We start from the raw sequence: 26,321 nt of genomic DNA on the forward strand, positions 1-26,321 counted from the left end.
ATGGCCATACGTCACTACCATCCGACGGACCTGCATCTGCCAGAGCCCAATCCGCTCTATCTGCGTTATCAGCAGATCCAGGCCGAGAGCGCATGTGCGCCCCACAGCCACCCCTGGGGCCAGCTCAGCCTCATCAGCCTGGGGGTGATGGAGATAGTGCTGGACGATCACCGGCTGGTGGCGCCGGCTGACTACCTCATCTGGGTGCCGGCGGATCTCGACCACACCTCCTACAACGAGCAGACCCTCGACTACACCTCCATCTACGTCAGCCACGAGCTGGCGGCCAAGCTGCCGCCAGAGCCCAGATTGCTGCTGCTCACCCCGCTTATTCGCGCCCTGCTGAGCGATTTTTGCGAACGGCGGGTGAGCCATATGGCGGATGAGTGGGATCAGCGCCAGGCCGAGTTGCTGGTGGAGCGACTGGCGCGCACCCGCTGTCAGGAGAGCTACCTGCCGATGAGTCAGGACAAGCTGCTGGCTCCCATGCTGGCGGCGTTACACAGCGATCCTGCCGATCCCCGAACTCTGGCCCAGTGGGCCGGACAACTGCACACCACAGAGCGCACCCTGGCGCGGCGCTGCCTGCGGGAGCTGGGGATGAGCTTCGGTCAGTGGCGGGCGCGGCTGCGGTTGCTCAAGGCGCTGGCCTGGCTCAAGGGGGACATGCCCATTCAGGAGATCAGCTGGCGGCTCGGTTACGGCTCCACCTCGGCCTTTATCGCCATGTTCAACCGGGAGCTGGGCTGCTCCCCCCAGCGTTATCGCCTACAGTCGGGCAGATAACAAATTGCCGGACATGTCATCTGATGAAGCAAAACAAGGAGGGCGCCCGCAGGCGCCCTTTCTGATGGTATCTGCTCGCGCTAGAAGAAGCCGAGCGGGTTGATGTCGTGACTTACCAGCAGGTTCTTGGTGTTCTGGTAGTGGTCCAGCATCATCTTGTGGGTCTCGCGGCCGATCCCTGACTTCTTGTAGCCGCCAAATGCCGCGTGCGCCGGATAGGCGTGGTAGCAGTTGACCCAGACCCGGCCGGCCTGGATGCCGCGACCCATGCGCCAGGCCAGATTGCTGTCGCGGGTCCACAGGCCCGCTCCCAGCCCGTACTGGGTGTCGTTGGCAATCGCCAGCGCCTCCGCCTCGTCCTTGAAGGTGGTGACCCCGAGCGCCGGCCCGAAGATCTCCTCCTGGAACACCCGCATCTTGTTCTGACCCGAGAAGATGGTGGGCTGGATGTAGAAGCCCCCCTCCAGCCCGCTCACCTTGGCCGGGCCGCCGCCGATCAGCATCTTGGCCCCTTCGCCGCGGCCGATCTCCATGTAGCTCAGGATCTTGTCGAACTGCTCGCGGGACGCCTGGGCACCGACCTGGGTGGCGGTGTCGAGGGGGTTGCCCTGGACGATGGTGCGGGCGCGGGCCAGCACCTTGTCCATGAAGTCGTCATAGATGCTGGCCTGCACCAGCGCGCGGGAGGGGCAGGTGCACACCTCGCCCTGGTTGAAGAAGGTCATCAGCATCCCTTCCACCGCCTTGTCGATGTAGCTGCTCTCGTGCTGCATCACGTCGGCGAAGTAGATGTTGGGGGACTTGCCGCCCAGCTCCACGGTGGAGGGGATCAGCTTGTCGGCAGCGCAGCGCAGGATATGGGCACCCACCTCGGTGGAGCCGGTGAAGGCGAGCTTCTGGATCCGGTTGCTGGTGGCGAGCGCCTGGCCTGCCTCGGCGCCGAAGCCGTTGACCACGTTGACCACCCCGGCAGGCAGGATGTCCTTGATGAGATCCATCATCAGCATGATGGTGACCGGAGTCTGCTCGGCGGGCTTGAGCACGCTGCAGCAGCCGGCCGCCAGCACAGGGGCAAGCTTCCAGGCCGCCATCAGCAGCGGGAAGTTCCACGGGATGATCTGGCCGACCACCCCGATGGGCTCCTTGAAGTGGTAGCTGACGGTGTTCTGGTCCAGCTCGGCGGCCGAGCCCTCCTGGGCGCGGATACAGCCGGCGAAGTAGCGGAAGTGATCCACCACCAGCGGCAGGTCGGCGGCCAGGGTCTCGCGCACCGCCTTGCCGTTCTCCCAGGTTTCGGCGATGGCGAGCACCTCGATGTTCTGTTCGATGCGATCGGCGATGCGCAGCAGCAGGTTGCTGCGCTCGGTGACGCTGGTCTTGCTCCAGCTGGTGAACGCCTTGTGGGCGGCATCCAGCGCCAGCTCGATATCGGCGGCGTCGGAGCGAGCGACCTCGCAGAATACTTTGCCATCCACCGGCGAGATGTTTTCAAAGTAGCGGCCGGCGCGAGGAGCCACCCACTCACCACCGATGAAGTTGTCGTAACGGGACTTGAAGCTGACCAGGGCACCTGCCTGACCGGGAGCGGTATAAATCATCTCATCATCCTTTATGTGTGTGATCCTGACCGGACTGGCTGACAGACCGGTTGGCAGCTGATATCGCAAGGGGCGTGCCAAAGGGTCTGACCAGCAGGCAAAAGGTTACAAAAACGTTATCAAATGGGGTGTGGCGGCGTATCTTGGTTAACCAATGACCACGGCTATTGCGATAAAACTGTACCGTTTCTGGACAGTGGCCGAGACAGTCGTGCTGTTTGTGAACAGGAGGCGTGATGAGTGAGTCACTTCAACCCGGTCCCGGTCCGATCCAGCGTTCCTGGCTGCGCTGCCTGTATCAGGGGCTGAGCCGCCAGCAGAGCGCCGATCTGGACTTGCTGCCCCAGGGGGAGCTGTCGGCCCGTCAGGAGCAGCACAGGGGGCTGATCGCCTGCTTCCAGCGCTTTGTGCTGCCGCTGTTTGCCCAGTTGCTGGCGGGTCGCCCCTGTCGCCTGTTGTTGTGTGACGGTGAGGGGGCCATTCTGGCCGCCAGTGGTGATGAGGGGTTCGCCCGCCATGCCGAGCGTATCTTTTTGCGCAGTGGCGCCCGCTGGGGGGAGGCGAGCAAGGGTACCAACGCCATCGGTACCGCGCTGGCCGAGCAGAGCGAAGTGCAGGTGCTCGGCAATCAGCACTTCTTCGCCCAGCACAGCTTCCTTAGTTGCAGTGCTTGCCCGTTGCTCGGGTCGGATGGGCAATTGCTCGGGGTGCTCGATATCTCCACCGATGCGGCCCATCACGATGGCGATATGCTGGGCACGGTGCGGCTGCTGGCGATGACCCTCGAAAACGCACTGCTGGCGCGTCAGCCGGGCTGGCTGGTGGATCTCGATCCCCAGAGCCTCTGGTCCGCTCGCCTGTTGCTGGGAGAGGAGGGGGAACTGCTCGGCGCCAACCGGGCAGGCCGACTCTGGCTCGGTCAGCATCCTTTCGATGGCAGGCAACTGCTGCGCGAGGGGCGTGGCTTGCGGCTGGTGCCAGAAACGGACGCGACATCTTCCTGCACCGCGCTGCCGGGTCACTCAAGCCCGGTGCCACATCCGCAGCAGGTGCCGCTCAAGATGCTGGAGCGCGGCATTTCGCTGCTTATCGAGGGGGAGACCGGCAGCGGTAAAGAGCATCTGGTGCGGGCCCTGCACCGAGCATCGAGTCGGCGGGATCAGCCACTGGTGTGCGTCAACTGTGGCGCGTTGCCAGCAGATCTGGTGGAAGCCGAGCTGTTTGGCTATGTGGGCGGGGCTTTCAGCGGTGCCCGCAGCCAGGGCAGTCAGGGTTATCTGCGCGCAGCCCACGGCGGCATGCTGATGCTCGATGAAATTGGCGAACTGCCGCTGCATGCTCAAACCCGACTGCTGCGGGTATTGCAGGAGCGCAGCGTGACGCCGGTTGGCAGTCACAAGCCGGAGGCGGTGGATTTCTGGTTGGTCAGTGCCAGCCACCGGGATCTGGCGGCCATGGTGCAGAGTGACGCATTTCGCGAAGACCTCTATTACCGGATCTGCGGCTGGCGCCAGCAGCTGATGCCGCTGCGCCGTTGGCCTGCCGTTGAGCGTCTGGGGCTGATCCAGCGACTGTTGGCGGAGATGGACCCGACCCTGCGTCTGACCCGCGATGCGGAGCAACAGCTGCTGGCCCATCCGCTGCCCGGCAACGTGCGCCAGCTCAAGCAGGCACTGGAAGTGGCCTGTGTGCTGGCAGAGGGGTTGGGTTGGATAGAACCCGCCCACCTGCATCTGCCCAGTGTGGCCACAGAGCCCGGCGTCTTGCCGATGGGGGAGGCGACCAGCTTGCGTGAACAAACCCGGCGGCAGGTGCAGCAAACGCTGGCGGCATGCGGCGGCAATGTGAGCGAGGCCGCGCGCCAGCTGGGGATCAGCCGCACCACCCTCTACCGGACACTGCGCGAAGCCCCTTGAGTGCTCACTCCCCCTCACCGGTCGTTTTCAAGACGCACATGACGGCTGGAGCCCTGCCCATCCAGCCGCTATGATGCGCCCTTGCCGGGGCATTGCGCCCGTTGACTCATCCGTTGAGGATTTTCTGCCATGTCACAACACATAGGGGCGCTGACCCTGCTGGTGGCTGATTACGACCAAGCCATCGCTTTTTTTACCGAGGGACTTGGCTTTGAGCTCTTGGAAGACACTCCGCTCGACGAGCCGGGCAAACCGGGCAAGCGCTGGGTGCGGATTGCCCCCAAAGGGGCCCCGGGTTCAGCCTTGCTGCTGGCGCAAGCGGCCAATGCGCAGCAGCAGGCCGCCATCGGCCGGCAGGGGGGCGGCCGGGTATTTCTGTTCCTCGAGACCACTGATTTCTGGGGGGATTACCAGCGCATGCAGGCGTACGGTATTCATTTTTGTGAACAGCCCCGCGACGAGCCGTATGGCACTGTGGTGGTATTTGAGGATATCAGTGGCAACCGCTGGGACTTGTTGCAACGCACTGCTGCCAACTGAATCTGAAAACGTTTATCATCCCGCCTGTCATAAAGTCATAAAAGTGTCACAGAAAATTCTAATAATTGGCGCACCCATCTTCACAGAGGAGAGAGAAGGGAATGGCTAAGCGAATTCTGGTGGTCGAGGACGAAGCACCGATCCGCGAAATGCTCTGCTTCGTGTTGGAGCAGAAGGGATATGAGACGATTGAAGCGGAAGATTACGCCGATGGACTGGCAAAGGTGCGCGAACCCTACCCCGAACTCATCGTGCTGGACTGGATGATGCCGGGCGGCAGTGGTATCCAGTTCATCAAGCAGCTCAAGCAGGATGAGGTGACCCGCCAGATCCCGGTGGTGATGCTGACCGCCCGCGGCGAGGAGGAGGACAAGGTGCGTGGTCTGGAGGCTGGTGCCGACGACTATATCACCAAGCCGTTCTCGCCCAAGGAGCTGACAGCCCGCCTCCATGCAGTGATGCGTCGCGTGTCGCCCACTTCGGTGGACGAAGTGATCGAGGTGCAGGGGCTGAAACTCGATCCTGTCTCCCACCGGGTCAGTGCCGAAGATAAGGCGCTCGACATGGGGCCGACCGAATTCAAGCTGCTTCACTTCTTCATGACTCACCCCGAGCGGGTCTACAGCCGTGAACAGCTGCTCAATAATGTCTGGGGTACCAATGTGTACGTCGAGGACAGAACCGTGGATGTGCATATTCGTCGCCTGCGCAAGGCGATTGAAGAGACAGGGCACGACAGATTGATCCAGACGGTGCGTGGAGCCGGATATCGCTTCTCAACCCGTCTCTAGAGGCTGTTATGTTGCAACCCTACGCCTGGCGGCGACAGTTGTGGCGAGTGGCATTTTTTTATGCGCCTTTCGCATTGGTTGGCTGGCTGATTGATCACCTTTCGCTCACTCTGCTGGTCGCTGCGTTGCTCCATCTTGGCTGGCATTACCGTTTCCAGAAGCGGCTGTCGGACTGGCTGTGGCACGATCGCAGTCTGGTTCCTCCCAACGGAAAAGGCAGTTGGGAGCACATCTTCAATGGCATTTACAAGTTGCAGCAGCGCCACCGCGCCCGGCGCCGCGAGTTGGCGGGCCTGATCCGCCGTTTTCGGGAAGGGGCCGAGGCATTGCCTGACGCGGCCGTAGTATTGCGCGATGATGGCAGCATCCTCTGGTGCAACCGGCTGGCGGAGCAACTGCTCGGTTTTCGCTGGCCGGAAGATGCCGGCCAGCATATCGGCAACCTGATCCGTAATCCGGCTTTTACCGCTTATCTGGCGAAACAGGCTTTTGACGAGCCATTGGAGATGCACTCTCCGGTCAATGAGGAGAAGTTTCTCGAGTTTCGCATCATGCCCTACGCCTCCGATCAGGCGATGCTGGTGGTGCGCGATGTCACCCGCTTGCGCAGTCTGGAAAAGACCCGCAAACACTTTGTCTCCAACGTCTCCCACGAGCTGCGCACCCCGCTTACTGTGCTCAAGGGCTATCTGGAGATGACCGAGGAGCCGCCGCCGCCCGCCATGTGGGCCAAGGCGCATCGGGTGATGATGGAGCAGACCATCCGGATGGACAACCTGGTCAATCAGCTGCTCACCCTGTCGCGCATCGAGGCGGCTCCGAGCGTGGATCTTTCCCATCTGGTAGACATGCCCGCCATGTTGGGGCTGCTGGAGCAGGAGGCGCGGGCGCTCTCGGGGGAGCGGGCTCACCAGATCGAATTCATGGTGCAGCCCAACCTCCTGGTGCGTGGCGATCAGGAGCAGCTGCGCAGCGCCGTCTCCAATCTGGTCTACAACGCCATCCACTACACCCCTGCGGGGAGAAAAATCAGCGTGGAGTGGCGCAAGCAGGGGGCGATGGCGCTATTTGCGGTGCAGGATGAGGGGGAGGGGATCCCGCCCGAGCATCTGGCGCGGCTCACCGAGCGGTTCTATCGGGTCGACAAGGCCCGCTCCCGCCACACCGGCGGCTCAGGACTTGGCCTTGCCATCGTCAAGCATGCCTTGAGTCACCATGACTGCCAGCTTGATATCGAGAGCCGGGTTGGCCTTGGCAGCCGCTTCAGCTTTCTCATTCCGAGTCGCCTGGTGGTGATTAAATAGTCTTTTATGACAAGGTGTTAGATACACGGGAAGGGCTGCGCTTGCAGCCCTTTGCCATTTAGACAAAAGCGCTGCCATGTCATTAAAGTGTCACATTAAATCCATAAATTTGTCACTGCCAGGTCAGATACTGGCGCCGTTTTAAGAACGGACCTTCTGTAACTTTGGAGAGATTGGATGAAACTCAACAAACTGGCTGGTGTAATCGGATTCACCGCAGCAACCCTCTTTTCTGTCAGCGCCCTGGCTGCCGGTGTGGATAAAGACCTGCCGGATTACACACCGACCAGCGGCATTTCGGGCAACCTGTCCTCTGTCGGCTCTGATACTCTGGCCAACATGATGACCCTGTGGGCCGAAGAATTTAAGCGCTTGTACCCCAACGTCAACGTGCAGATCCAGGCCGCCGGTTCTTCTACCGCCCCGACTGCCCTGACCGAAGGTGTTGCCCAGTTCGGTCCGATGAGCCGTGCCATGAAGGCCGGTGAAGAGGAAGCTTTCGAGAAGCGTTACGGCTACAAGCCGACTGCCATCCGCGTTGCAGTCGATGCCCTGGCGGTGTTCGTCAACAAGGACAACCCCATCAAGGGGCTGACCATGCCGCAGATCGACGCCATCTTCTCCAGCACCCTCAAGTGCGGCGAAGCCAAGGCTGCCACCAAGTGGTCTGATCTGGGTCTGGACGGCAACTGGTCCAGCAAGGATCTGCAACTGTTCGGTCGCAACTCCGTATCCGGTACCTACGGTTACTTCAAGGAGCACGCCCTGTGTAACGGCGACTTCAAGAGCGGCGTGAACGAGCAGCCGGGCTCTGCCTCCGTGGTGCAGTCTGTCTCTGCCTCCCTGAACGGCATCGGCTACTCCGGTATCGGTTATGTCACCTCCGGCGTGCGTGCCGTACCGCTCTCCAAGGATGGCAAGACCTTCATCGAAGCGACCTCCGATAACGCCATCACCGGCAAGTATCCGCTCTCTCGCTTCTTGTACGTTTATGTGAACAAGCATCCGAACAAGCCGCTCTCCCCGATGGAGCAAGAGTTCGTCAAGATGATGCTCTCCAAAGCAGGCCAGAACATCGTTGCCAAAGATGGCTACGTGCCGGTGCCGGCCAAGGTGGTACAGGCTGACCTGAAAAAGCTGGGTATCATGTAACTGCCTGCAGTCAGCATGCCCTGATAAAACGAGCCCCAAGCGGGCTCGTTTTGTTTTTGGCGGCTGTCAGTTTTGTTAATAGCGCAGGATGGATATTTTTCCGCCAGCCGGGGGCTGGCTCCCTTGCGCAGCAGGGCGGCATTTCCGAGAATAGGGCAACGTTATGGCAAAGGATCCCTTCATGATTGCGTCCCTCACCAAGTTTGGCATGGTAGCCCTCTGTAGTTCCCTGCTGGTCGCCTGCGCCCAGTCGCCGACCGGCCGCAGCCAGATGCTGCTCTACTCTCCCCAGCAGATGAACCAGCTGGGCGCCGACTCCTTCGAGCAGATGAAGAAGCAGGAGAAGGTGAGCAAGGATGCCAAACTCAACGCCTATGTCTCCTGTGTCGCCAAGGCGGTGACCGCCCAGGTGCCGGCCAGCTATGGCATCACCAACTGGGAAGTGGTGGTGTTTGACTCCAAACAGGTCAACGCCTTCGCCCTGCCCGGCGGCAAGATCGGGGTCTACAGCGGCCTGCTCAAGGTGGCCAAGAATCAGGATCAGCTGGCGACCGTCATCGGTCACGAGTTGACTCACGTACTGGCCCAGCACTCCAACGAGCGACTCTCGCGCAGCCAGCTGGCGGGGATCGGTCTGGCGGCTGCGGACATCGCCATGGGCACCAGCGAGTATCGCGGCGCCACCATGGCCGCCCTTGGCCTCGGGGTCGAGGTGGGGGTGATGTTGCCCTATGGCCGAACTCAGGAGAGCGAAGCGGATCGGCTCGGACTTGAGCTGATGGCACGCGCCGGGTTCAATCCGGCCGAGGCGATCCCCCTGTGGCAAAACATGAGTGCCGCCGCCGGTGGCAACACGCCGCCGCAACTGCTCTCCACCCACCCGAGCAACGAGAACCGGATCGCCGAGTTGCAGGCGCAACAGGCGCAAGTGCTGCCGCTCTATGAGCAGGCCCGCGCCAACGGTCTGGTGCCCCAATGCAAGGCATAAGCCTGCGCATGGCGCGCAGCGACGATGCCGCCGCTATGACGGTGATGCAGCGAGCCAGCTGGCTCGCTGCCTATGGCCAGGTGCTCGGAGCCGACCTGCTGGAACAGCTCGATGTCACCGCTCATCTGCAGATCTGGCAGAGCCGTCTGGCCGAGCCTGGCCCAAGGCCCATGCTGCTTTGTTTCGACGAGGTGGTGATTGGCCTGCTCTACTGGCAACCACAACAGGAAGCGGGGCAGAGCCATGCCCTGATCCGCGCTTTTTACCTCCATCCCGACCATTGGCGACAAGGCTATGGCAAACGGTTGTGGCAGGCGGTGGCGATGCAGATGCGCCGCGCCGGTTGTCATAGCGTCAAATTGTGGCTGCTCGATGGCAACCACATCGGCGAGGGGTTCTACCTGCGCCGCGGCTTCGTCTTTGATGGTGAGGAGCGCACCCTGATAAGCCTCGGGCAGCCCTGCCTGCAGCGACAAATGAGCCGTTTGCTCTGATCACTCTCCCGTTTTTCGCCTTCGGTCACTTTATTTTTTTTGCGAATTAATACAATGTCCCCCTTGGAACAGAGTTGGATAAACACGGGCTGACAAGGGAGTGCTGGCATGTATTACGGCTTTGATATCGGTGGCACCAAGATCGCCTTCGCGGTCTATGACGGTGCATTGAACCTCTGCCATGAGGAGCGCATGAGCACCCCGGGCAACGATTACGAGGGGTTGCAGCAGTTGATCCGCTCCCGGGTCGAACAGGCGGATGCCCGCTTCGGCGCACGGGGCTCGGTCGGTATCGGTTTTCCCGGCGTCATCAACAGCCAGGATCACAGCATAGTGGCGGCCAATCTGCCCTCCATCAATGGTCGCCATCTGGGCGCCGATCTGGCCGAACTGCTGGAGCGGCCGGTCAAGGTAGATAACGACGCCAACTGCTTCCTCTGGTCCGAAGTGCATCAAGGGGCAGCCGACGGCGCAGGCAGTGCGCTCGGCGTCACCATCGGCACCGGTATCGGCGGCGCCGTCTATCTGGCGGGCAAGCTTATTCAGGGGCGCAACTGGCTGGCTGGCGAGATTGGTCACTACCCCTTGCCCGCGACCATGCTGATGAAGTACCCCGAGTTGCCCCGTCCCCGTTGCGGCTGCGGCCGTCTGGTCTGTTTTGAAACCTATGCCTCCGGCACCGGTCTGGAGCGTCTCTATCACCATTTCCATGGCCAGCGCGCCACGGGTCACCAGATTGTGGGGCGCTTCGAGGCCCATGAACCCCATGCGGTCGAGACGGTCGACTGCTGGCTGGAGATCATGGCCGCCGGGCTTGCCACCGCCATTTCGGTGATTGATCCCGAGGTGGTGGTGTTGGGGGGTGGCCTGAGCGGCCTGCCCACCCTCTATGAACAGCTGCCGCTGCGTCTGCCCGGTCACTTGTTGCCCGGGGTCGCCCTGCCCGAGATCCGCCAGGCCCGCTTCGGCGGTGCCGGTGGTGTGCGCGGCGCAGCCTTGCTCAATCTATGAGATCAGATGTGGGGTCTGATCTCCCCGAAAAAGGAGTCCTCATGACCCGTCTTGAAATCTGTATCGACAACCTGGAATCCCTGTTTACTGCCCAGCAATCCGGGGCAGATCGCATCGAGCTCTGCTCTGCGCTGGGTCTGGGCGGCCTGACCCCCTCCTACGGTTTTATGCAGCAGGCGGCCCGCCATGCCACCGTGCCGGTTTATGCCATGATCCGCCCGCGTGCCGGGGATTTTTGCTTCAACGACGGCGAGTTCGAGATGATGCTGCAAGATATCGCGGCGGCACGCGCTGCGGGGCTGCAAGGGGTGGTGGTCGGTTTGCTGGATGAGGAGGGGCGTGTGCCTGCCGCCAAACTCAAACAGCTGGTGGATGCTGCAGGACCGTTGGGGGTCACTTTCCATCGTGCCATCGACCTCTCCTCCGACTGGCGTCTTGATCTGGAGACCATAGTCGCGGCCGGTTGCGAGCGCATTTTAAGCTCGGGCCATGCGCCGACTGCGTTGGCTGGGTTGGAAACCCTGCAGGAGATGCAGCAGGCGCTGGCGGGGCGTGCCAGCCTGATGCCGGGGGCCGGGGTCAATGCCGACAACGTGCGTACCATCATCGAGTTCACCGGGGTGAGCGAAGTGCATATGTCCGGCATGGGCTGGCGCGGTGGCATGGTGCCGCACGGAGTGAATATGGGCACTTCGGATGATGGTCGGGTCAATATCACCGACGGCGCCAAGGTGGCCGCGGTGCGTACGTTGCTCGACAAGGCGTGAGGAAAGCAGCGTGGTGGCATGGTGTCCCTCCTTATGGGCGTCAATATGGGCACCTCGGATGACGGTCGGGTCAATATCACCGACGGCGCCAAGGTGGCCGCGGTGCGTGCGTTGCTCGACAAGGCGTGAAGAAAGCCGGATGGGATTTCTCCAGGCTCGCGGTAGTCAGAGCCTTGCTGGATCGAGCTTAAGCAGAGCGCCGCCGTTGGGCGGCGTTCATCCGCTTCTTGTGTGAAGTTCCTCCCACTGACGGGTAAATCAACGGTCTGGCCGGCAGCACCCGACATAAAAGTCTGATATTATCCCGCCTCTTTACTACATGGATCTGGAGCAACATCTCAATGTCCCAATACGACTCTATCGAACAGAAGGCCAGCTATGGCATCGGCCGCAACATGGGTGATCAGCTGGCGCAGCAAGCCTTCGCCGGTCTGGATATCCCGGCCCTGCAACAAGGTCTGGCAGATGCCCTGAATGGTCTGGAGTTCGCGGTCAGCCGTGACGATATCAATGATGCCTTCCAGGTGATCACTGCGCGTATGCAAGAAGAGCAGGAAGCCGCCGCCAAGGCCGCCGCTGCTGACGGCGAAGCCTTCCTGGCTGATAACGCCAAGCGCGCTGAAGTGAAGGTGACCGACTCCGGTCTGCAGTACGAAGTGCTGGTAGAAGGCAACGGTGCCGTTCCGGTAGCCGGTCAGTCCGTGCGTGTGCACTACCACGGAACCTTCACCCACGGTGGCGTATTCGACAGCTCTGTCGCTCGCGGCCAGCCGGCTGAATTCCCGGTAACCGGCGTGATCGCTGGCTGGGTTGAAGCGCTGCAGCTGATGCCGGTTGGTTCCAAGTGGAAGCTCTACATCCCCCACGATCTGGCCTACGGTGCCCGTGGCGCGGGCTCCATCCCGCCTTACTCTGCACTGGTATTTGAAGTCGAGCTGCTGGACATCCTGTGATCCTGCTGGCTTGATGCAAACGGCGACCCTCGGGTCGCCGTTTGTTTTTGGGCTATGTGATAGACAGCATTTGTCGCGACCAGCGGGCTGGAGAGCAGAAAAGGGCGGCACTTTTGCGCTTTTTACTGGTTTTTTCAGAAACGGGAACAGGCATACTGCGACTCATTAGAGAGTATAAGGAGAACCCGATGAGCAAGAAGATGAAGAAAGTAGCGGGGCTTGCTCTGTTGCTGCTGAGTATTCCGGCCAGTGCTGATGCCATGCGCTGCAAGAACGCGCTTATTACCGAAGGCGACACCACCGCCGAGATGCTGCTCAAGTGCGGTGAGCCGATGTTGCGCGAAGAGCTCAACCGCAATGAGGAGAACCAGTTTGGCAATCTGGTGCAGGTCAAATATGGCGAACGCTGGACCTATAACTTCGGCAAGAACGAGTTCATGCGTTTCGTGACGGTGCGTAACGGCATCATTACTGACATCGAAAACGGCCCGCGCGGTGACTAGTCGGCGGGCAAAGCATGGATGCACAACAGACAGCAGGGCAAGCCCCTTGGACTCACATGTCCGGCAAGGGGTCGTTGTGACGAAGCTGGCCGACGGCCAGATTGATCTGGCGGGCCAGCCTTAGCCGCTGGCGGCAGGTCAGGCCATGGAGGCTGATCCTGCCCGCGTTGAATTCAAATGTCCCCAGCGACTCGATGGCAAAATAGCCTCGATGAAAGCTCTTGATGTAGCGAGCGATCTGCCGTGGGGATAACTGCTTGAACACCTTCATCACAAGTTCCCTTATTGCCTGGACAGGGCACACTATGGTGTCGGTCAATGACATTGATATGACGGTTTATAAAGATTTGTGTGAATCCTTTCTCTGGGTGCAGACGCCACCAAAAGGGCTGCTCTGCCAGAAAAAGTAGTGCCACGACAACGAGCTGCACCGATATACTGCGGCCTTGAATGGAACGAACCAAAGGATCTGTGCGTGGAATGGGTTGATGTGGTGGATGAGGATAACCGGGTGATTGGCGTGGCCGAGCGAGCCGAGGTGCGGCGGGAGAATCTCTGCCATCGTGCCAGCTATATTCTGGTGCTCGACGACGCGGATCGGATCCTGGTGCAGCGACGCACCCTCAGCAAGGATTTCTGCCCCGGCATGCTGGATGCCTGCGCCGGTGGCGTGGTCACCACCGGTGAGGAGATGGAGCGCTCCGCCCGCCGCGAGTTGGCCGAAGAGCTGGGGATTATGGATGTTCCACTGCAGGGCTTTGGCAGCTTCTATGCCGAAGGGGAGGGCTACCGGGTCTGGGGCGGTCTCTTCAGCTGCCGTTATCAGGGGCCGCTGCAGTTGCAGGCCGAAGAGGTGAGCGCGGTGCACTGGATGAGCCTGGCCGAGATCGCGGAGCGTGCCAGCGAATTTACCCCCGACTCCCTGCTCGCCATCGCCACCTGGCAGGCGAGACGCTGACAAGCGCCGCACATTTTCTTCGCGAGAGAGAAGACGGGCAGCCTGATGGCTGCCCGTCTGCATTTGTGAATCTACTTGGCCTGCTACACCAGTTTTAGGCGCCGGTTGGAGCGACCGCACGGGCTTGGCGTCGTGAGCCAGTGCCCCTGCCAGTCGGTGACGAGGCGCAGCAATGGATACTCCAGGTCAAGCCTGGTCAGCACCAGCTGGCCGGTCTTGTCGCCGCTCACCGGCTCGCCGCTGGCGGGATCGATGATTTCGACGATGCAGCTCTCGTTGACGATAAAGCCCTGACCGGGCTGACTCTCGTAGGCCACCACCCCTACATCCTGCCACACCAGACAGTTGAGGGCTGCAATGCCGTGAATGGCGCGCAGCGGCGCGGTTTCGGGATGGGTGGCTTCACACAGCAGGGCGCGGCGCAGTGAGTCGGTCGGGATGTCGGCCGCTTCGGCCGCTTCCAGCAGATCGAGCAGGGTCATCAGCGGACCGACGTAGCCGGTGGGTTGATAGCGCAGCAGCGCCTCCAGTTGGCGCTGGGTATCGTGGGGCCCGCAAGGTACCACGGGGGCACCCAGCTGTCGGGCACCGTTATCGAAGATAAAGGCGGTGGGGCCGGCATGATAGTCGTGGCCATTGAGTATTACCTCACCCGGCTTGAAACCGGCGGCAAACAGCGCCCGGGCGGCCCCCCACCAGTCAGCACCCGCATACTCGGGGATGGCCAGCTGGCCCGGACAGGAGAAGACCCGCAGCGCCTGACTGGCCGGACGGCCGGTGAGACCGGCAAAGGGGGGATGAGCTTGCTGGGCGGCAAACAGTTCGGTGCTGTCCAGCAAGGGCAAGGTGGCCAGCTCTGCCAGATCCTCGAGGCGGCACTGGCGATAGACGCTGGAGTAACCGGCGCAATATTGACTGACATGGGTAAGCTGATGATTGAGCTGTTCCAGCTGCTGTTGTTCGCGCAAGGCGGGGGGGCGAATTTCCAGTCCATCGTAATAGTGCTGCATGAGGCCTCCTTGGTCGGCTGATCCTGCTCAAGGTTAGTTCAAATGATCCCGGCAAAGGGAGGCCTGTGTCACAGCTCGACGGTGGGGTAGACTGGGGCCTTCTCCCTCTACTTAAGGATGAGCACAATGATTGCGATGGGTCAGACTCTGCCTTCGGGCGAATTTACCTTTATCACCGCCGAGGGCAAGCAACTGCGGGATAGCCAGACGCTGTTCGCCGGTAAAAAAGTAGTGCTGTTTGCCGTGCCCGGTGCTTTTACTCCCACCTGCTCCAATGCCCATCTGCCCGGCTATGTGGTGCTGGCCGATCAGTTTATGGCCAAAGGGGTGGATGCCATCTGCTGTCTGTCGGTCAACGATGCTTTCGTGATGCGGGCCTGGCAGACTGCCCAGAACGCCGAGGCGATCACCATGCTGGCGGATGGTGACGGCAGCTGGACCCGTGCGCTGGGTCTTGCCAAGGATACCGGCGCCTTTGGCGGCATCCGTGCCCAGCGCTTTGCGTTGATCGCCAACGATGGCGTGGTCGAGCAGCTGTTTGTGGAGGCGCCTGGCAAGTTTGAGGTCTCCGATGCCGCGAGTCTGCTGGCTGTGCTGTGAAATGTTAATCACAGTTTGATTTTCCCTTGAAATGGGAGGCTGGCTCGTTACACTGGCGCCACTTTTGAATTGGGTCAGGAGCTTGTCCTGACTCTGTTGCTTACTGGCGATGGGATGGAGATGTTATGACCCTGGCTGTTGTTGCCCTGATTGCCGGACTGGCGCTGCTGGTCTGGAGTGCTGACAAGTTTGTGGATGGCGCTGCCGCCACCGCCCGTTATGCGGGGATGCCGCCGCTGCTGATCGGCATGGTGATCATCGGTTTTGGTACCTCGGCCCCCGAAATGGTGGTTTCGGCACTGGCCGCCTCGCAGGGCAATCCCGGGTTGGCGCTCGGTAACGCCTATGGATCCAACATCACCAATATCGCGCTGATCCTGGGTCTGACGGCACTGATCAGCCCTATCGCGGTGGCCTCTCAGGTAGTGCGCAAGGAGATCCCGATCCTGCTCGGTATTACCCTGCTCTCCGGCGCCCTGCTGATTGATGGTCATCTGGGCCGGATGGATGCGGTCATTCTGGGGGCTGTCTTCGTTGCCCTGATGGGTTGGTCCATCTGGGCTGGCATGAATGGCAAGGGAGATGCGCTGGATACCGAGACCGCCGAGGATATCGAGAGCGAGGGGATGTCCCTCAAGAGCGCCATCTTCTGGCTGGTGGTCGGGCTGGTGCTGCTGATCGGCGCTTCCCGCCTGTTGGTCTGGGGAGCGGTGACCATCGCTCAGGCACTCGGTATCAGTGATCTGGTGATTGGTCTCACCATAGTCGCGGTAGGCACCTCCCTGCCGGAGCTGGCCTCGTCCCTCATCGCCATTCGCAAGAACGAGCATGATCTGGCTCTTGGCAACGTGCTCGGCTCCAACCTGTTCAACACCCTGGCGGTGGTGGGGATCGCGGCGGGTATTCATCCGTTGGATGTGGCGCCGGAAGTGCTCACCCGTGACTGGAGCATCATGATGGGGCTGACCCTGCTGCTGCTGGTGATGTGTCTGGGCCGCAAGGGGCAGGGCCGTATCAGCCGGTTGGAGGGGGGCGTGCTGCTGACCTGCTTCGTCGCCTACACCGGCTGGCTGCTGACCAGTCAGTTTATCTGATAGGGGTTGGTGAAATGAGAGAGGGGGAAGCGCAAGCTTCCCCCTCTTGTTTTTGCCCAGTGAACTTGTTGGCGAGAGAGCGGTGTGCTCAGGCTACTGCCACCAGCTTCTGCCCCTTCTGGCCGCTGTCCAGAATGAGGATGCTGGCCTTGGGGAAGAAGTTGAAGGTGGAGGCGGAGGCCCAGGTGTAGGCGCCCATCACCTTGCCAACCACCAACTCGCCGATAGCCAGGTCCGGCAGCATGATGCCATCACGGATCACATCCACGCTGTCGCAGGTGGGGCCGGAGAGCACCGAATTGTGCTGCTCGCCACTGGCATAAGGCGTGCTCACCGGATAGGTGACGTGGTCATAGAGCTGGCCGTTGTAGCTGCCGTAGAGACCGTCATCCAGGTAGTACCAGATCTTGTCGCCGCGGTGCGCCTTGCCCATCACGCTGGAAACCGAAGTCATGGCCGGCGCGCTGATAAAGCGGCCCGGTTCGGCAATCTTCTGCACGGTAGCGGGCAACTTGGCCAGCGCTTCGCGGATCGGCGCGCAGAAGCTGTCGATATCGAACTCGCCCCCTTCATAATCCACCGGGAAACCACCGCCGATATCCAGCACCCAGGGCTTGAGCCCGAGCGCCCAGGCCTGCTCCATGATCTCGCGGCAGGCGTCGATGGCCTGCACATGGCGACGGGCGTGGGGTACCTGGGAGCCGACGTGGAACGACAGCCCCATCACCTTGATCCCCTTGGCGTGGGCCAGTTGCAACAGCGGCAGCGCCTGCTCCGGAGTGCAGCCGAACTTTTTGGAGAGATCGACCTTGGTCTCGGGGTTCGGGAAGCTGACCCGCAGCAGCAGTTTCACTTCGTCTTTGTAGGGAATGAACTTCTCCAGCTCCAGCGGGTTGTCGTAGACAAACACGGTGCAGCCGAACTCCAGCGCGTAACGGATATCGCTGTCGCGCTTGATGGGATGGGTATGAATGCAACGTCCCGGGCGAACCCCCTGACTGCGCACCAGATCCACTTCGCCATTGGTGGCCAGATCGAAACAGGCCCCCTCTTCCTTCAAGACAGAGACCACCGCCTCATGGGGCAGGGGTTTGAGTGCATAGTGCAATCGTACATCGGGCAGGGCGGCGGCCAGGGCCCGATACTGTTTGCGGACGGCTGCCTTGTCGAGCAGCAGCAGGGGGGAGCCGAATTGTTCAACCAGCTGACGGTAATCTTGTGCGACCACATCTTTTGCAACCAGGGTCTCGTTCATTCTCTTTTGGTCATCCTTAGGGGGCGTGATATGCCCAAGCCATATGCGATTGAACCGGCGACGGCCGGGTCAGGCGAGCGGTCCGGTGGGACCAACCGAACACAGTGCATAAATTGATAACAAAGTGCTTGGTTATGCAGCGGATTATCGGCTTATTGATTCTGTGTGCAAGCATTTTGATTGGATATGTCGGCAAGATTTTCTTGGCGAAACGAGAGGGATCACTATTCTCTATCCGCCATTTTTCTCGTTTGGGCCACATTTGATCCGTGAGGGCCTAACTTGTTGATAGTTAACTAACATTTAACATTCTTGCCGCGGTTCTGGCGGTCACTAAAAAAATATAAATGGGGGCAGCCAAGTGCGAGACAGCTCACATTTTTTGGATTAACATGCCGACTTCCTAATCCAAACTAGTTCGGATGAAGGTAGCAGGAGAGTGATGGGCAACCATCCACCGAAGAAGTGAATCTTTCAGGTACCGGGCAACCGGTGTGGACTGCTACTGGACGATACTCTGGAGAGACCCGTTAAATCGGGCGCCGAAGGAGCAAGGCACCATGACTACCCGCAAGGGCAGGCTGGCGCCGGAAACTCTCAGGCAAAAGGACAGAGGGGATGGGATGGTTGTACCTGGGCTTGGCCCGCATCCGATCGCCTCTGGCCGATCGCGACACCTATGGGAAGATCATCCTTCTCCTCCTTAATTTCTGTTTCTTAAGGAGGATGCATGTCATCAATTCAATCGGCGTTAACCGCCATCGATAGCTTTATCTGGGGTCCGCCCCTGCTGATCCTGCTGGTCGGGACCGGTATCTATCTCACCCTGCGTCTGGGTCTGCTTCAGGTGGTGCGCTTGCCGCTCGCTCTGCGGCTGGTCTTTGGCCGCGATCAGGGGCAGGGCAAGCAGGGGGATGTCTCCAGCTTCGGCGCCCTCTGTACCGCCCTCTCTGCCACCATTGGCACCGGTAACATCGTCGGGGTGGCTACCGCCATCAAGCTCGGCGGCCCCGGTGCCCTGTTCTGGATGTGGATGGCAGCCCTTTTCGGCATGGCTACCAAATACGCCGAGTGTCTGCTGGCGGTCAAATATCGCGAGCAGGATGCCAACGGCCAGATGGCGGGTGGCCCCATGTACTATCTGGAGAAGGGGCTCGGCTCCAAGCCGCTCGCCAAGCTGTTTGCCCTGTTTGGCATCGGCGTCGCCTTCTTCGGGATCGGTACCTTCCCGCAGGTCAATGCCATCTCCGATGCCATGAGCCTCTCCTTCTCGGTGCCCCGTGAAGCGACCGCCGTGGTGCTGACCCTGATCGTGGCGCTGGTGACCCTGGGAGGGATCAAATCCATCTCCAGCGTGTCGAGCAAGGTGGTGCCCTTCATGGCCATCTTCTACATCGTCGCCTGTCTGGGCGTGCTGGTGAACAACGCCAGCGCCCTGCCCGATGCTGTCATGCTGGTGATCGAGAGTGCCTTCACCGGCCATGCGGCGACCGGCGGCTTCGTCGGTGCCAGCATCATGCTGGCCATTCAGTCCGGGGTGGCGCGCGGGGTCTTCTCCAACGAATCGGGACTGGGCTCTGCGCCCATCGCGGCGGCGGCAGCCAAGACCGATTCGTGCGTGGAGCAGGGGCTGGTCTCCATGACAGGTACTTTCATCGACACCATCATCATCTGCACCATGACCGGCCTGACCCTGGTGGTGACCGGCGTGTGGAGCGGCGATGCAAGCGGCGCGGCCATGACCAGTCTGGCTTTTGCCCAGGGGCTCGATGCCCATGTCGGCCAGTATCTGGTGAGCATTGGCCTCCTGTTCTTCGCCTTTACCACCATCCTTGGCTGGAACTACTACGGCGAGCGCTGCACCGAGTACCTGTTCGGGGTGAAGGCAATCAAGCCCTATCGTCTGGTCTATCTGGCGCTGGTGGCGAGCGGTGCTTTCCTCCATCTGGACATGATTTGGCTGCTGGCCGATATCGTTAACGGCCTGATGGCGGTGCCCAACCTCATCGGCCTGATTGGCCTGCGCCATGTGGTGATCGCCGAGACCCGCGCCTACTTTAGCCGGGATCTGGATAGCGAAGCTGAACCGGAGCCGCAGACGGCCTGAACGCCTCGGCCCGTTTCACGTTCCCCTTGAAAAGAACAGGCCACGACTCCGGTCGTGGCTTTTTTGTGCGCTATCTCTGGATGGGTACTTTCCCTCTCCCTTCGGGATAAGGTCAGGATGAGGGGGATAGCCCCTCGCTCAGCAGGCTATCCAGACGTGCTCGCACTTTCTCTACCAGTGCCTGCTCGCTACCGCGCCAATCGATGCAGCTTGCCAGCGTGGTGGATGTTCCCGTTATAAAACGCAGCTCGCCGCCCGCCAGCTCGTAGAAGCGGCTCGCCATTCTGGTTCCCTCATCCACATCACCCGCCACCAGCAGCATGGCTTGCGCCAGCACGGCGCCCTGGTGATCCTGCCCCGGCGCCAGCCAGCGCTGGGCGGTGCCGGTGATCTTGCGTCCCCCGATCACCAGATTGTACTGACCATCGCAAAAGGAGCCGGGTACGAAGTCATAGCTTCCCTCAAGGCCGTACTCCGCCAGCAGGGTCAGCAGTGGCGCCCCCAGCAGCCGGTAGTAGTGGGCGAGATCTGTGGTGGAACGAGGCAGCAGCAGGGATAGGTTGAAGATCCCCGCCCCGTGGGGCACGGCGGTGCCGCCGCTGTCGCGCACATGCACTGGCCAACCTTCGTCTGCCAGCTGTTTGCAGGCGGCTTCGTAATGGGGGAGGCGGGTATCCTTGCGAGTGACAATCAGGCATTGGGGCGCCTGCCACAGGTGAGCGCGGGGCTGGCCGTCATGGGCACAGTCGCGCAGCCAGTGCTGCTCTTGCACCAGTATCTGTGCGGGTGAAGCGGTATCGGGGAGGGGGGAGAGCAGGGGATAGGGCATGGCGGCATCCTCAAAAAAGGCTGCCCAGCACACTACCCGTGGCGACTGGCAAGGTAAAGCCCCGCAGTGCAGGGCTGTTTGCTATCGGTAGGCGACGTCTCAGGAGTGACGCGCTTCGCGCTTGGGCAGCAGCAGGTTGAGCACGATGGCGGTAATGCCACCGGTGGCGACGCCGTAGGAGAGCACGCTCTTGGTCAGCTCCGGCAGGTGTTGCAGCACTTCCGGCACCTGCGCGACCCCCAGCCCCATGGCCAGCGACACCGCCAGGATCATCAGAGCGCGGCGATCCAGCTCCTCGCGAGCAATGATGCGCACGCCAGCGGCGGCGATGGTGCCGAACATCACGATAGTGGCGCCCCCCAGCACGGGCTCGGGGATCTGTTGCACCAGACTGGCGACCGCCGGGAACAGGCCGAGCAGGGCCAGCATGGCGGCGATAAAGAGCCCGACGTGACGGCTGGCGACGCCGGTCAGCTGAATGACGCCGTTATTCTGGGCGAAGGTGGACATGGGGAAGGTGGAGAAAACTGCCGCCAGCATGGAGTTGGCACCATCAGCCAGCACACCGCCTTTGATCCGCTCCATATAGACAGGCCCTTCCAGTGGCTCGCCGGAGATATCCGAGGTGGCGGTCATGTCGCCGATCGCTTCGAGCGCCGTCACCACGAAGATGATGGCGAGCGGCACGAACAGCTGCCAGTCAAAGCCGAGACCGTAGTGGAGCGGAATGGGCACCATCACCAGCGGGCCGTCGAAGGTGGGGGCGCTCACTTTGCCCAACAGCAGGGCCACGGCATAGCCCGCCAGCATGGCGATCATGATGGCGGAGAGGCGCAACCAGGGGTTGCGACTGCGTTGCAGCAACACGATAAGGCCGAGCACCAGCAGGGAGAGGAAGAGGTTGGTGTGACTGGCGAAGCTGCCATCAGAGAGGGCTGCATAGCCGCCGCCCATGCTGATCAGGCCCACTTTGATCAGGGTCAGGCCGATCAGCAGCACCACTATGCCGGTGACCAGCGGGGTGATGATCCGTTTCACCAGATGGAGGAAGCGGCTCATCACCACGATAGTGAGTGCGGCAACCATCATGGTGCCGAACAATGTGCCCAACAGATCCTCGGTGGGCATGGCCGCCTGTTTGAGGGCGAGACCGGAAGCGATGATGGGGCCGAGGAAGTTGAAGCTGGTACCTTGCACCGAGAGCAGGCCGGAACCGATGGGGCCGAAGCGGCGGGTTTGAATGAAGGAGGCGATGCCGGACATGACCAGCGACATGGAGACGATATAACGGGTGTCGGCGGCAGGGAGGCCGAGGGCATTGGCGATAATCAGGGGCGGGGTAATGATGGCGACAAACATGGCGAGCATATGCTGCAGGGCGGCGAACAGCGTCTGGGGCAGAGGCGGGACATCCTCTATGCCATAGACCAGTTCGCTATGGGCTCGCCTGGGTGGATGTGCCTCTCGATTGGCGCGTGTGACAGCAGCCTGTTCCATAAGTACCTCAAATTGTGTGGGGAGGGGGAGAAAATTGGGCGCTATTGTAGTGATTGAAATGAGGCTGACCAGCGCTAATTATGCAAAAAAAGGTTTATTTTTTGATGGGTTGAAACGTTTGCGCGCCGCGATTATCATCTGTCGGTTTGTGTGACCGACCTCTCCTTTTTATTCTCCCCGCTAATGACAATTTTACCACTTTGTAGGTGTAGAATGAGCCCTCAGTATTCATCGTGGAGACTCTGGATGCTCAAGTTGTCAGAGTTCTGGAGTGCGAGGGTTCACTCCGAAGACTTTACTCGTACTCGCATGGGCTTTATGACGGTGCGTTTGCGCCTGCTGACCTGCTTGCTGATGCTCGGATTGCCCGCTTGGGCCGTGGTGGATTGGTTGACCTTGCCCGCCGTTCATTTCGAGCAGCTGTTTCAGGCCAGGATCTTCTGCACCCTGGCGCTCTCGCCACTTATTCCGCTCTCGTACCTCATCCACTTCAAGCGGGAACGGATGAAGCTGGCCCTTGGCTACCTGATGGCCGTGATGATGCTCTTCTCCCTCTTCTGCCTGAACAGCTTTGGCGCCGGACAGGAGTTGCAGGCGGGCTATGCTGCCTTTCCCTATCTGCTGATCACCCTGTTTGCCATCTTCCCCATTCCCCTCTCCCTCGGCTTGCAACTGGCAGGCGTGGTGCTGGTGACCATGCTGCTGGGCCACTGGCTGCTGGTGGGCCAGAGCATCTGGAGTCAGGCCACCCTGAATCAGGTGTGGGTGCTCGGCATGTTTACCATGGCCAGCTGCTGGGTGCAGTGCGGCCAGCTCAACATGCTGCTGCGGCTCTATCGGGAATCGACCACCGATGAGCTGACCGGCATGATGAACCGCCGCTTGCTGATGAAGCAGCTGGAGCAGGCCAGAATACGGCTGCAACTCAAGAAGAAGCCCTTTGCGGTGATGCTGCTGGATCTCGATCGCTTCAAGCGGATCAACGATATCTACGGCCATCTGGCGGGGGATGCGGTGCTCAAGGAGGTGGCTACCACCCTGGGGGAGCAGCTGGAGCCTGACATGGTGCTGGGGCGTTATGGCGGCGAAGAGTTTGCCATCCTGATGCACAACTGCGCCGATCCGGCGCTGGCGAGCAAAATGGCCGAGCGGCTGCGTATTGCCGTCGAGGCGCGGCTGGTGAAGAGTCCCACCTCGGACGAATTGCTGGAGGTGACGGTGAGTATCGGGATTGCCATGGCTCGTTCCGATGACACCATCGATATTCTGATCAACCGTGCCGATGAGTGTCTCTATCAGGCCAAGATGGCGGGACGCAACTGCGTGGTGGTCGAGGGGCAGAACCGCGCAAAAACAGATGCCGCCTGAGGGCGGCATCCTGTTGGCAATGTGCTGGCGAGATCAGGCCAGCTTGTACTTGCCGGAGAGTTGCTGGGCCAGCAGCTTGAACATGTTGAAGACCGCCATGGTCTTGCCGGTCGGGGTGCCATCTTCGGCCAGGAAATACTCCCCCTTGAACACCAGAATATCCCCCTTCTGCTCCACCGAATCGGCGCGCATACCGTGGATGAAGTCTTCATGCTCTTTAATGATCTTGTTGGCCATCTCAAGCAGGGCCGTCTCGGTGATCAGCTCTTTCTGTGGTTGCATGCTCGTCTCCTTAAACGACTACTGGACAGGGAAATCGTGGATCCCTGCCTCTGATTGAAGAGGAGGCTAGCATACTGCAAACGGGGATTTTCTGTCATTGATATGACCCCGCTTTGTCGCGTATTAGCCCATCACCAGATTCTTCAGCCAGCGGCGCTGGCGAATGCGACGCTGCACCAGCACCATCTTGCTGATCTCCTCCAGCAGCACCACCGCTACTACCCAGGAGAGGGGCCAGCCGAGCAGAGAGACCGCCACCCACGCCAGCGGCAAGCCGATACACCACATGCCGACAATGTCGATGAAGATGGTGTAGTTAACGTCGCCGCCCGAGCGCAGCACCCCGATGATCCCCACCATGTTGAACACCTTGAGCAGCATGCCAAAGCACATGATGCCGAGCACCTGACCCGCCTCGGCCATCAGCTCGGGAGGCAGGTTGCCGACCCACTGCAGCAGGTTGGTCTGCAGCAGCCAGACGGAGATCCCCACCAGCAGGGCGCCGATGGGGGCGAGCAGCAGGAAGAGCTGGGAGTGCTGCCAGGCGACCTCGTACTCTTCGGCGCCAAGCCGGTGACCGAGCAGAGTTGAGCAGGCCACCGCCAGTCCGAAGAAGAGGGAGATAAGGATGCTCTCCAGGGTGCCGAGTGTGGTCATGATGGCCAGCGAATCGGTGCCAAGATGGGCATAGAGAAAGCCGTAAATCAGCATGCCGAAGGCCCAGAGGCCGTCGTGGAACAGCAGCGGTAGGGCGATCAGGGTAAAGCGCACCACCTCCTTGCGCTTGAAGGCGGCCAGCCAGTCTGGTGCGCGCGGGATCAGGCGCGCTTCATAACGCTTTACGTAGAGCAGCAGCAGGGCTGTCTGCAGCAGCCGGGAAATGGTGGTGCCCCAGGCCGAACCGGCCACCCCCATTGCCTCGAAGCCGAAGTGACCGAAGATGAGGGCGTAGTTGAGGATGACGTTGGCGATGATGGCGATAATGCCGATCCGGGTCGGCGCGGCGGCATTGCCCACCGAGCGCAGGGCTGATTCCAGCGGCACCACGATGGCGGTACAGAGGATGGTGGCGCCGGTGATCATCAAGAATTGATCCGCCAGTGCCCGCAGCGCCGGATCCTGACTGGCAAAGCCGAGCACGCTGCCCGGTGATAACACATAGATGAAGGCAAAGGGCAGGGTGACCAGCAAGGCGCCCACTATGGCCAGCGCCAGGGAGCGGCGTACCCCGGCCATCTCCCCGCGCCCGAAGTATTGTGCTGCCAATACCGAGACCCCGCCCGCGAGGCCCGCTATCACCAGCAGATTGAAGAAGAAGACCCGGTTACCCAAGCCGACCGCCGCCACAGCTGTGGTACCAAGCTGGCTCACCATCATGATATCGATGAGGCCGAGCAGGGAGAACATCATGGATTGCAGCGAGACGGGCAGGGCCAGTCGCCACAATCGGGTCATGAACTCGCGATCGGTGGTTTGTTTTAAAATCGCTTGCCAATAATTCATAGTTGTTAACCGGGTATGAGAAAAGCAAGGGTTGTCATGGTTATGATAAGGGGGTGTAGAGCAGTTACCACTGTGAGTAGATCTCGATTTTCTTGTGTAAAACTATCCTTTTGAGGTGTTATGCCATTTGCCAGAGAGTGTCTGGAGATAGCGCCAGCCTGTGAAGAGCAGATGTTGGGACGTGAAGGGCTGCCGCTGCTCGGCGAGGCAGGGATCTTCCTGACCGGCCTCTCCCGGGTGCGGGATCACTACCTGATCCGCCGCAATCGCCCCGAGTTTCACATCCTGATGGTGAGTCACGATGAGGGGGGGGCGCTGCTCACCGACGAGGGGGAGCAAGCCATTCCGTCCGGGTCGCTGATTTTCCTGCCCGCCGCCGTACCCGGCGGTCTCAAGCTGATTGGCGAAAACTGGCAGATCAGCTGGATTTTGCTCGATGACGTGCCGCGCTGGCAGCACCTGCATCGCCTGGGTCACCGTATCTGGCAAGGGGATGGCGGCGATCAGCTCTATCATCTGCTCAGCCTGATGCAGGGGGAGGGGGTTCGCTCTTCGCTGCAACCTCAACTGCTCAGCCTGTTGCTGGTGCTGCTGGAGCGCACCCTGCAAGGGGAGGTGCGCGGTACCCCTGAACTCAGGTTGCAGGCACTGTTTCGCCGGGTGGAGGCGCGCCTGGACGAACCCTGGAGTGTCGCCCTGCTGGCCCGGCAAATGGCCTGCTCGGTGCCCCATCTGCATCGCCTCTGCCAGCAAGCGTTCGGTATGGGGCCGATGGCGAGGGTGACCGAGCTCAGAATGAACAAGGCGCGCCAGCTGCTGCTCTATACCAACTGGCCACTTGGCGAGCTGGCGGCCCGGGTCGGTTACAGCGATGGGGCCAACTTTGCCAACCGATTTCGTCGTCTGACTGGTCAGACCCCCGGCGCCTTTCGTCGACTGGGTCGCAAACCTTTTGCAGCGGATGTGCAAACTCTTTGAAATTAATGAGACAAGCCCCTAGGATCGGCGGGTCCCT

26 protein-coding genes, 1 pseudogene and 1 riboswitch are annotated in these 26,321 nt (G+C 60.8%); of the genes and pseudogenes, 19 read left to right on the forward strand and 8 right to left on the reverse strand.

Features of this window, described 5'->3' with window-relative positions:
• Nucleotides 1–786 (forward strand): AraC family transcriptional regulator, encoded by a 786-nt coding sequence (locus tag G5149_RS02805; protein WP_337072556.1) that lies wholly within the window; start codon nt 1–3, stop codon nt 784–786.
• Between the two features lie 80 nt (nt 787–866).
• Here the strand turns inward: G5149_RS02805 and G5149_RS02810 are convergent, their stop codons facing one another.
• Complete coding sequence (locus tag G5149_RS02810; RefSeq protein ID WP_421211495.1) at nt 867–2,384, reverse strand: aldehyde dehydrogenase family protein; 1,518 nt, start codon at nt 2,382–2,384, stop codon at nt 867–869.
• A gap of 236 nt (nt 2,385–2,620) precedes the next feature.
• Here G5149_RS02810 and G5149_RS02815 point away from each other — a divergent pair, with 236 nt between their 5' ends.
• The 12 genes and pseudogenes from G5149_RS02815 to G5149_RS02870 all read left to right on the forward strand — a co-directional run bounded on the left by G5149_RS02815 (nt 2,621) and on the right by G5149_RS02870 (nt 12,803).
• Nucleotides 2,621–4,300 (forward strand): sigma-54-dependent Fis family transcriptional regulator, encoded by a 1,680-nt coding sequence (locus G5149_RS02815; RefSeq protein ID WP_270904680.1) that lies wholly within the window; start codon nt 2,621–2,623, stop codon nt 4,298–4,300.
• 129 nt (nt 4,301–4,429) lie between these two features.
• Nucleotides 4,430–4,840 (forward strand): VOC family protein, encoded by a 411-nt coding sequence (locus G5149_RS02820; RefSeq protein WP_421211497.1) that lies wholly within the window; start codon nt 4,430–4,432, stop codon nt 4,838–4,840.
• 101 nt (nt 4,841–4,941) lie between these two features.
• Entirely contained in the window at nt 4,942–5,631 is a 690-nt protein-coding gene (gene phoB, locus G5149_RS02825; protein WP_042654001.1) for a phosphate regulon transcriptional regulator PhoB, read from the forward strand.
• An 8-nt stretch (nt 5,632–5,639) separates the two neighbouring features.
• Nucleotides 5,640–6,935, forward strand: coding sequence for a phosphate regulon sensor histidine kinase PhoR (gene phoR / locus G5149_RS02830; protein WP_337072559.1), 1,296 nt, complete (start codon nt 5,640–5,642; stop codon nt 6,933–6,935).
• Nucleotides 6,936–7,112: 177 nt separating this feature from the next.
• On the forward strand, nt 7,113–8,087 hold the full coding sequence (locus tag G5149_RS02835) for a PstS family phosphate ABC transporter substrate-binding protein (protein WP_005338411.1): 975 nt from the start codon (nt 7,113–7,115) through the stop codon (nt 8,085–8,087).
• Between the two features lie 181 nt (nt 8,088–8,268).
• Nucleotides 8,269–9,075: a M48 family metallopeptidase gene (locus tag G5149_RS02840; RefSeq protein ID WP_005338409.1), complete on the forward strand. Its 807-nt coding sequence runs from the start codon at nt 8,269–8,271 to the stop codon at nt 9,073–9,075.
• The gene (locus G5149_RS02845; protein WP_421211501.1) at nt 9,063–9,569 is read left to right on the forward strand and encodes a GNAT family N-acetyltransferase; all 507 of its coding nucleotides are present in this window, start codon (nt 9,063–9,065) and stop codon (nt 9,567–9,569) included. The genes G5149_RS02840 and G5149_RS02845 overlap by 13 nt, the downstream gene beginning before the upstream one ends.
• A gap of 108 nt (nt 9,570–9,677) precedes the next feature.
• Nucleotides 9,678–10,580, forward strand: a complete 903-nt coding sequence (locus G5149_RS02850; RefSeq protein ID WP_047435948.1) for an ROK family protein — start codon at nt 9,678–9,680, stop codon at nt 10,578–10,580.
• Nucleotides 10,581–10,621: 41 nt separating this feature from the next.
• Nucleotides 10,622–11,347: a copper homeostasis protein CutC gene (locus tag G5149_RS02855; protein WP_337072560.1), complete on the forward strand. Its 726-nt coding sequence runs from the start codon at nt 10,622–10,624 to the stop codon at nt 11,345–11,347.
• 36 nt (nt 11,348–11,383) lie between these two features.
• Nucleotides 11,384–11,476 (forward strand): annotated as a pseudogene (locus tag G5149_RS02860) (copper homeostasis protein CutC); the annotation flags it as partial.
• A 212-nt stretch (nt 11,477–11,688) separates the two neighbouring features.
• Complete coding sequence (locus tag G5149_RS02865) at nt 11,689–12,300, forward strand: FKBP-type peptidyl-prolyl cis-trans isomerase (protein WP_005338405.1); 612 nt, start codon at nt 11,689–11,691, stop codon at nt 12,298–12,300.
• 188 nt (nt 12,301–12,488) lie between these two features.
• On the forward strand, nt 12,489–12,803 hold the full coding sequence (locus G5149_RS02870; protein ID WP_337072561.1) for a DUF2845 domain-containing protein: 315 nt from the start codon (nt 12,489–12,491) through the stop codon (nt 12,801–12,803).
• Between the two features lie 52 nt (nt 12,804–12,855).
• On the opposite strand, the gene G5149_RS02875 is transcribed toward G5149_RS02870, so the two are convergent.
• Nucleotides 12,856–13,074, reverse strand: coding sequence for a DUF1107 family protein (locus G5149_RS02875; protein ID WP_005343912.1), 219 nt, complete (start codon nt 13,072–13,074; stop codon nt 12,856–12,858).
• Between the two features lie 204 nt (nt 13,075–13,278).
• Between G5149_RS02875 and yfcD the strand changes: the two genes are divergently transcribed.
• Nucleotides 13,279–13,761: an NUDIX hydrolase YfcD gene (gene yfcD / locus G5149_RS02880; RefSeq protein WP_204381628.1), complete on the forward strand. Its 483-nt coding sequence runs from the start codon at nt 13,279–13,281 to the stop codon at nt 13,759–13,761.
• An 83-nt stretch (nt 13,762–13,844) separates the two neighbouring features.
• Here yfcD and G5149_RS02885 read toward each other — a convergent pair whose 3' ends face one another.
• A complete protein-coding gene (locus G5149_RS02885; protein ID WP_421211504.1) occupies nt 13,845–14,771 on the reverse strand; it encodes a phenylacetate--CoA ligase family protein in 927 nt (308 codons plus the stop codon).
• Between the two features lie 126 nt (nt 14,772–14,897).
• On the opposite strand from G5149_RS02885, the gene G5149_RS02890 reads away from it, so the two are divergent.
• Nucleotides 14,898–15,371 carry a peroxiredoxin gene (locus G5149_RS02890; protein ID WP_100646526.1) on the forward strand — a complete coding sequence of 158 codons (474 nt, stop codon included), beginning with the start codon at nt 14,898–14,900 and terminating at the stop codon, nt 15,369–15,371.
• 125 nt (nt 15,372–15,496) lie between these two features.
• Nucleotides 15,497–16,465: a calcium/sodium antiporter gene (locus tag G5149_RS02895; protein ID WP_421211506.1), complete on the forward strand. Its 969-nt coding sequence runs from the start codon at nt 15,497–15,499 to the stop codon at nt 16,463–16,465.
• 88 nt (nt 16,466–16,553) lie between these two features.
• Here G5149_RS02895 and G5149_RS02900 read toward each other — a convergent pair whose 3' ends face one another.
• Nucleotides 16,554–17,720 carry a type III PLP-dependent enzyme gene (locus tag G5149_RS02900; protein WP_421211508.1) on the reverse strand — a complete coding sequence of 389 codons (1,167 nt, stop codon included), beginning with the start codon at nt 17,718–17,720 and terminating at the stop codon, nt 16,554–16,556.
• Nucleotides 17,721–18,227: 507 nt separating this feature from the next.
• Nucleotides 18,228–18,343: riboswitch (glycine riboswitch) on the forward strand.
• Nucleotides 18,344–18,450: 107 nt separating this feature from the next.
• Between G5149_RS02900 and G5149_RS02905 the strand changes: the two genes are divergently transcribed.
• Complete coding sequence (locus G5149_RS02905) at nt 18,451–19,827, forward strand: alanine/glycine:cation symporter family protein (RefSeq protein WP_005338391.1); 1,377 nt, start codon at nt 18,451–18,453, stop codon at nt 19,825–19,827.
• Nucleotides 19,828–19,939: 112 nt separating this feature from the next.
• Here G5149_RS02905 and G5149_RS02910 read toward each other — a convergent pair whose 3' ends face one another.
• The gene (locus G5149_RS02910; protein WP_421211510.1) at nt 19,940–20,656 is read right to left on the reverse strand and encodes a lipoyl protein ligase domain-containing protein; all 717 of its coding nucleotides are present in this window, start codon (nt 20,654–20,656) and stop codon (nt 19,940–19,942) included.
• A 99-nt stretch (nt 20,657–20,755) separates the two neighbouring features.
• Complete coding sequence (locus G5149_RS02915; RefSeq protein WP_216979274.1) at nt 20,756–22,153, reverse strand: nucleobase:cation symporter-2 family protein; 1,398 nt, start codon at nt 22,151–22,153, stop codon at nt 20,756–20,758.
• Nucleotides 22,154–22,399: 246 nt separating this feature from the next.
• Here G5149_RS02915 and G5149_RS02920 point away from each other — a divergent pair, with 246 nt between their 5' ends.
• Nucleotides 22,400–23,521: a GGDEF domain-containing protein gene (locus tag G5149_RS02920; protein ID WP_005349944.1), complete on the forward strand. Its 1,122-nt coding sequence runs from the start codon at nt 22,400–22,402 to the stop codon at nt 23,519–23,521.
• Between the two features lie 33 nt (nt 23,522–23,554).
• On the opposite strand, the gene G5149_RS02925 is transcribed toward G5149_RS02920, so the two are convergent.
• Both G5149_RS02925 and G5149_RS02930 read right to left on the reverse strand, forming a co-directional pair.
• Nucleotides 23,555–23,803: a YciN family protein gene (locus G5149_RS02925; protein ID WP_005338382.1), complete on the reverse strand. Its 249-nt coding sequence runs from the start codon at nt 23,801–23,803 to the stop codon at nt 23,555–23,557.
• Nucleotides 23,804–23,926: 123 nt separating this feature from the next.
• Entirely contained in the window at nt 23,927–25,306 is a 1,380-nt protein-coding gene (locus G5149_RS02930) for an MATE family efflux transporter (RefSeq protein WP_216979273.1), read from the reverse strand.
• A gap of 120 nt (nt 25,307–25,426) precedes the next feature.
• Between G5149_RS02930 and G5149_RS02935 the strand changes: the two genes are divergently transcribed.
• Complete coding sequence (locus tag G5149_RS02935; protein ID WP_421211513.1) at nt 25,427–26,284, forward strand: helix-turn-helix transcriptional regulator; 858 nt, start codon at nt 25,427–25,429, stop codon at nt 26,282–26,284.
• The last annotated feature ends 37 nt before the right edge of the window (nt 26,285–26,321 follow it).

The sequence above is a fragment of the Aeromonas sp. 600479 genome (genome assembly GCF_049175515.1).
GTDB lineage: Bacteria > Pseudomonadota > Gammaproteobacteria > Enterobacterales > Aeromonadaceae > Aeromonas > Aeromonas veronii_A.

Bases quoted from the DNA above. Each gene is read 5' to 3' on its own strand.
- G5149_RS02805 (WP_337072556.1), top strand. From the start codon at position 1: ATGGCCATACGTCACTACCATCCGACGGACCTGCATCTGCCAGAGCCC.
- G5149_RS02810 (WP_421211495.1), bottom strand. From the start codon at position 2,384: ATGATTTATACCGCTCCCGGTCAGGCAGGTGCCCTGGTCAGCTTCAAG.
- G5149_RS02815 (WP_270904680.1), top strand. From the start codon at position 2,621: ATGAGTGAGTCACTTCAACCCGGTCCCGGTCCGATCCAGCGTTCCTGG.
- G5149_RS02820 (WP_421211497.1), top strand. From the start codon at position 4,430: ATGTCACAACACATAGGGGCGCTGACCCTGCTGGTGGCTGATTACGAC.
- phoB (WP_042654001.1), top strand. From the start codon at position 4,942: ATGGCTAAGCGAATTCTGGTGGTCGAGGACGAAGCACCGATCCGCGAA.
- phoR (WP_337072559.1), top strand. From the start codon at position 5,640: ATGTTGCAACCCTACGCCTGGCGGCGACAGTTGTGGCGAGTGGCATTT.
- G5149_RS02835 (WP_005338411.1), top strand. From the start codon at position 7,113: ATGAAACTCAACAAACTGGCTGGTGTAATCGGATTCACCGCAGCAACC.
- G5149_RS02840 (WP_005338409.1), top strand. From the start codon at position 8,269: ATGATTGCGTCCCTCACCAAGTTTGGCATGGTAGCCCTCTGTAGTTCC.
- G5149_RS02845 (WP_421211501.1), top strand. From the start codon at position 9,063: ATGCAAGGCATAAGCCTGCGCATGGCGCGCAGCGACGATGCCGCCGCT.
- G5149_RS02850 (WP_047435948.1), top strand. From the start codon at position 9,678: ATGTATTACGGCTTTGATATCGGTGGCACCAAGATCGCCTTCGCGGTC.
- G5149_RS02855 (WP_337072560.1), top strand. From the start codon at position 10,622: ATGACCCGTCTTGAAATCTGTATCGACAACCTGGAATCCCTGTTTACT.
- G5149_RS02865 (WP_005338405.1), top strand. From the start codon at position 11,689: ATGTCCCAATACGACTCTATCGAACAGAAGGCCAGCTATGGCATCGGC.
- G5149_RS02870 (WP_337072561.1), top strand. From the start codon at position 12,489: ATGAGCAAGAAGATGAAGAAAGTAGCGGGGCTTGCTCTGTTGCTGCTG.
- G5149_RS02875 (WP_005343912.1), bottom strand. From the start codon at position 13,074: ATGAAGGTGTTCAAGCAGTTATCCCCACGGCAGATCGCTCGCTACATC.
- G5149_RS02885 (WP_421211504.1), bottom strand. From the start codon at position 14,771: ATGCAGCACTATTACGATGGACTGGAAATTCGCCCCCCCGCCTTGCGC.
- G5149_RS02890 (WP_100646526.1), top strand. From the start codon at position 14,898: ATGATTGCGATGGGTCAGACTCTGCCTTCGGGCGAATTTACCTTTATC.
- G5149_RS02895 (WP_421211506.1), top strand. From the start codon at position 15,497: ATGACCCTGGCTGTTGTTGCCCTGATTGCCGGACTGGCGCTGCTGGTC.
- G5149_RS02900 (WP_421211508.1), bottom strand. From the start codon at position 17,720: ATGAACGAGACCCTGGTTGCAAAAGATGTGGTCGCACAAGATTACCGT.
- G5149_RS02905 (WP_005338391.1), top strand. From the start codon at position 18,451: ATGTCATCAATTCAATCGGCGTTAACCGCCATCGATAGCTTTATCTGG.
- G5149_RS02910 (WP_421211510.1), bottom strand. From the start codon at position 20,656: ATGCCCTATCCCCTGCTCTCCCCCCTCCCCGATACCGCTTCACCCGCA.
- G5149_RS02915 (WP_216979274.1), bottom strand. From the start codon at position 22,153: ATGGAACAGGCTGCTGTCACACGCGCCAATCGAGAGGCACATCCACCC.
- G5149_RS02920 (WP_005349944.1), top strand. From the start codon at position 22,400: ATGCTCAAGTTGTCAGAGTTCTGGAGTGCGAGGGTTCACTCCGAAGAC.
- G5149_RS02925 (WP_005338382.1), bottom strand. From the start codon at position 23,803: ATGCAACCACAGAAAGAGCTGATCACCGAGACGGCCCTGCTTGAGATG.
- G5149_RS02930 (WP_216979273.1), bottom strand. From the start codon at position 25,306: ATGAATTATTGGCAAGCGATTTTAAAACAAACCACCGATCGCGAGTTC.
- G5149_RS02935 (WP_421211513.1), top strand. From the start codon at position 25,427: ATGCCATTTGCCAGAGAGTGTCTGGAGATAGCGCCAGCCTGTGAAGAG.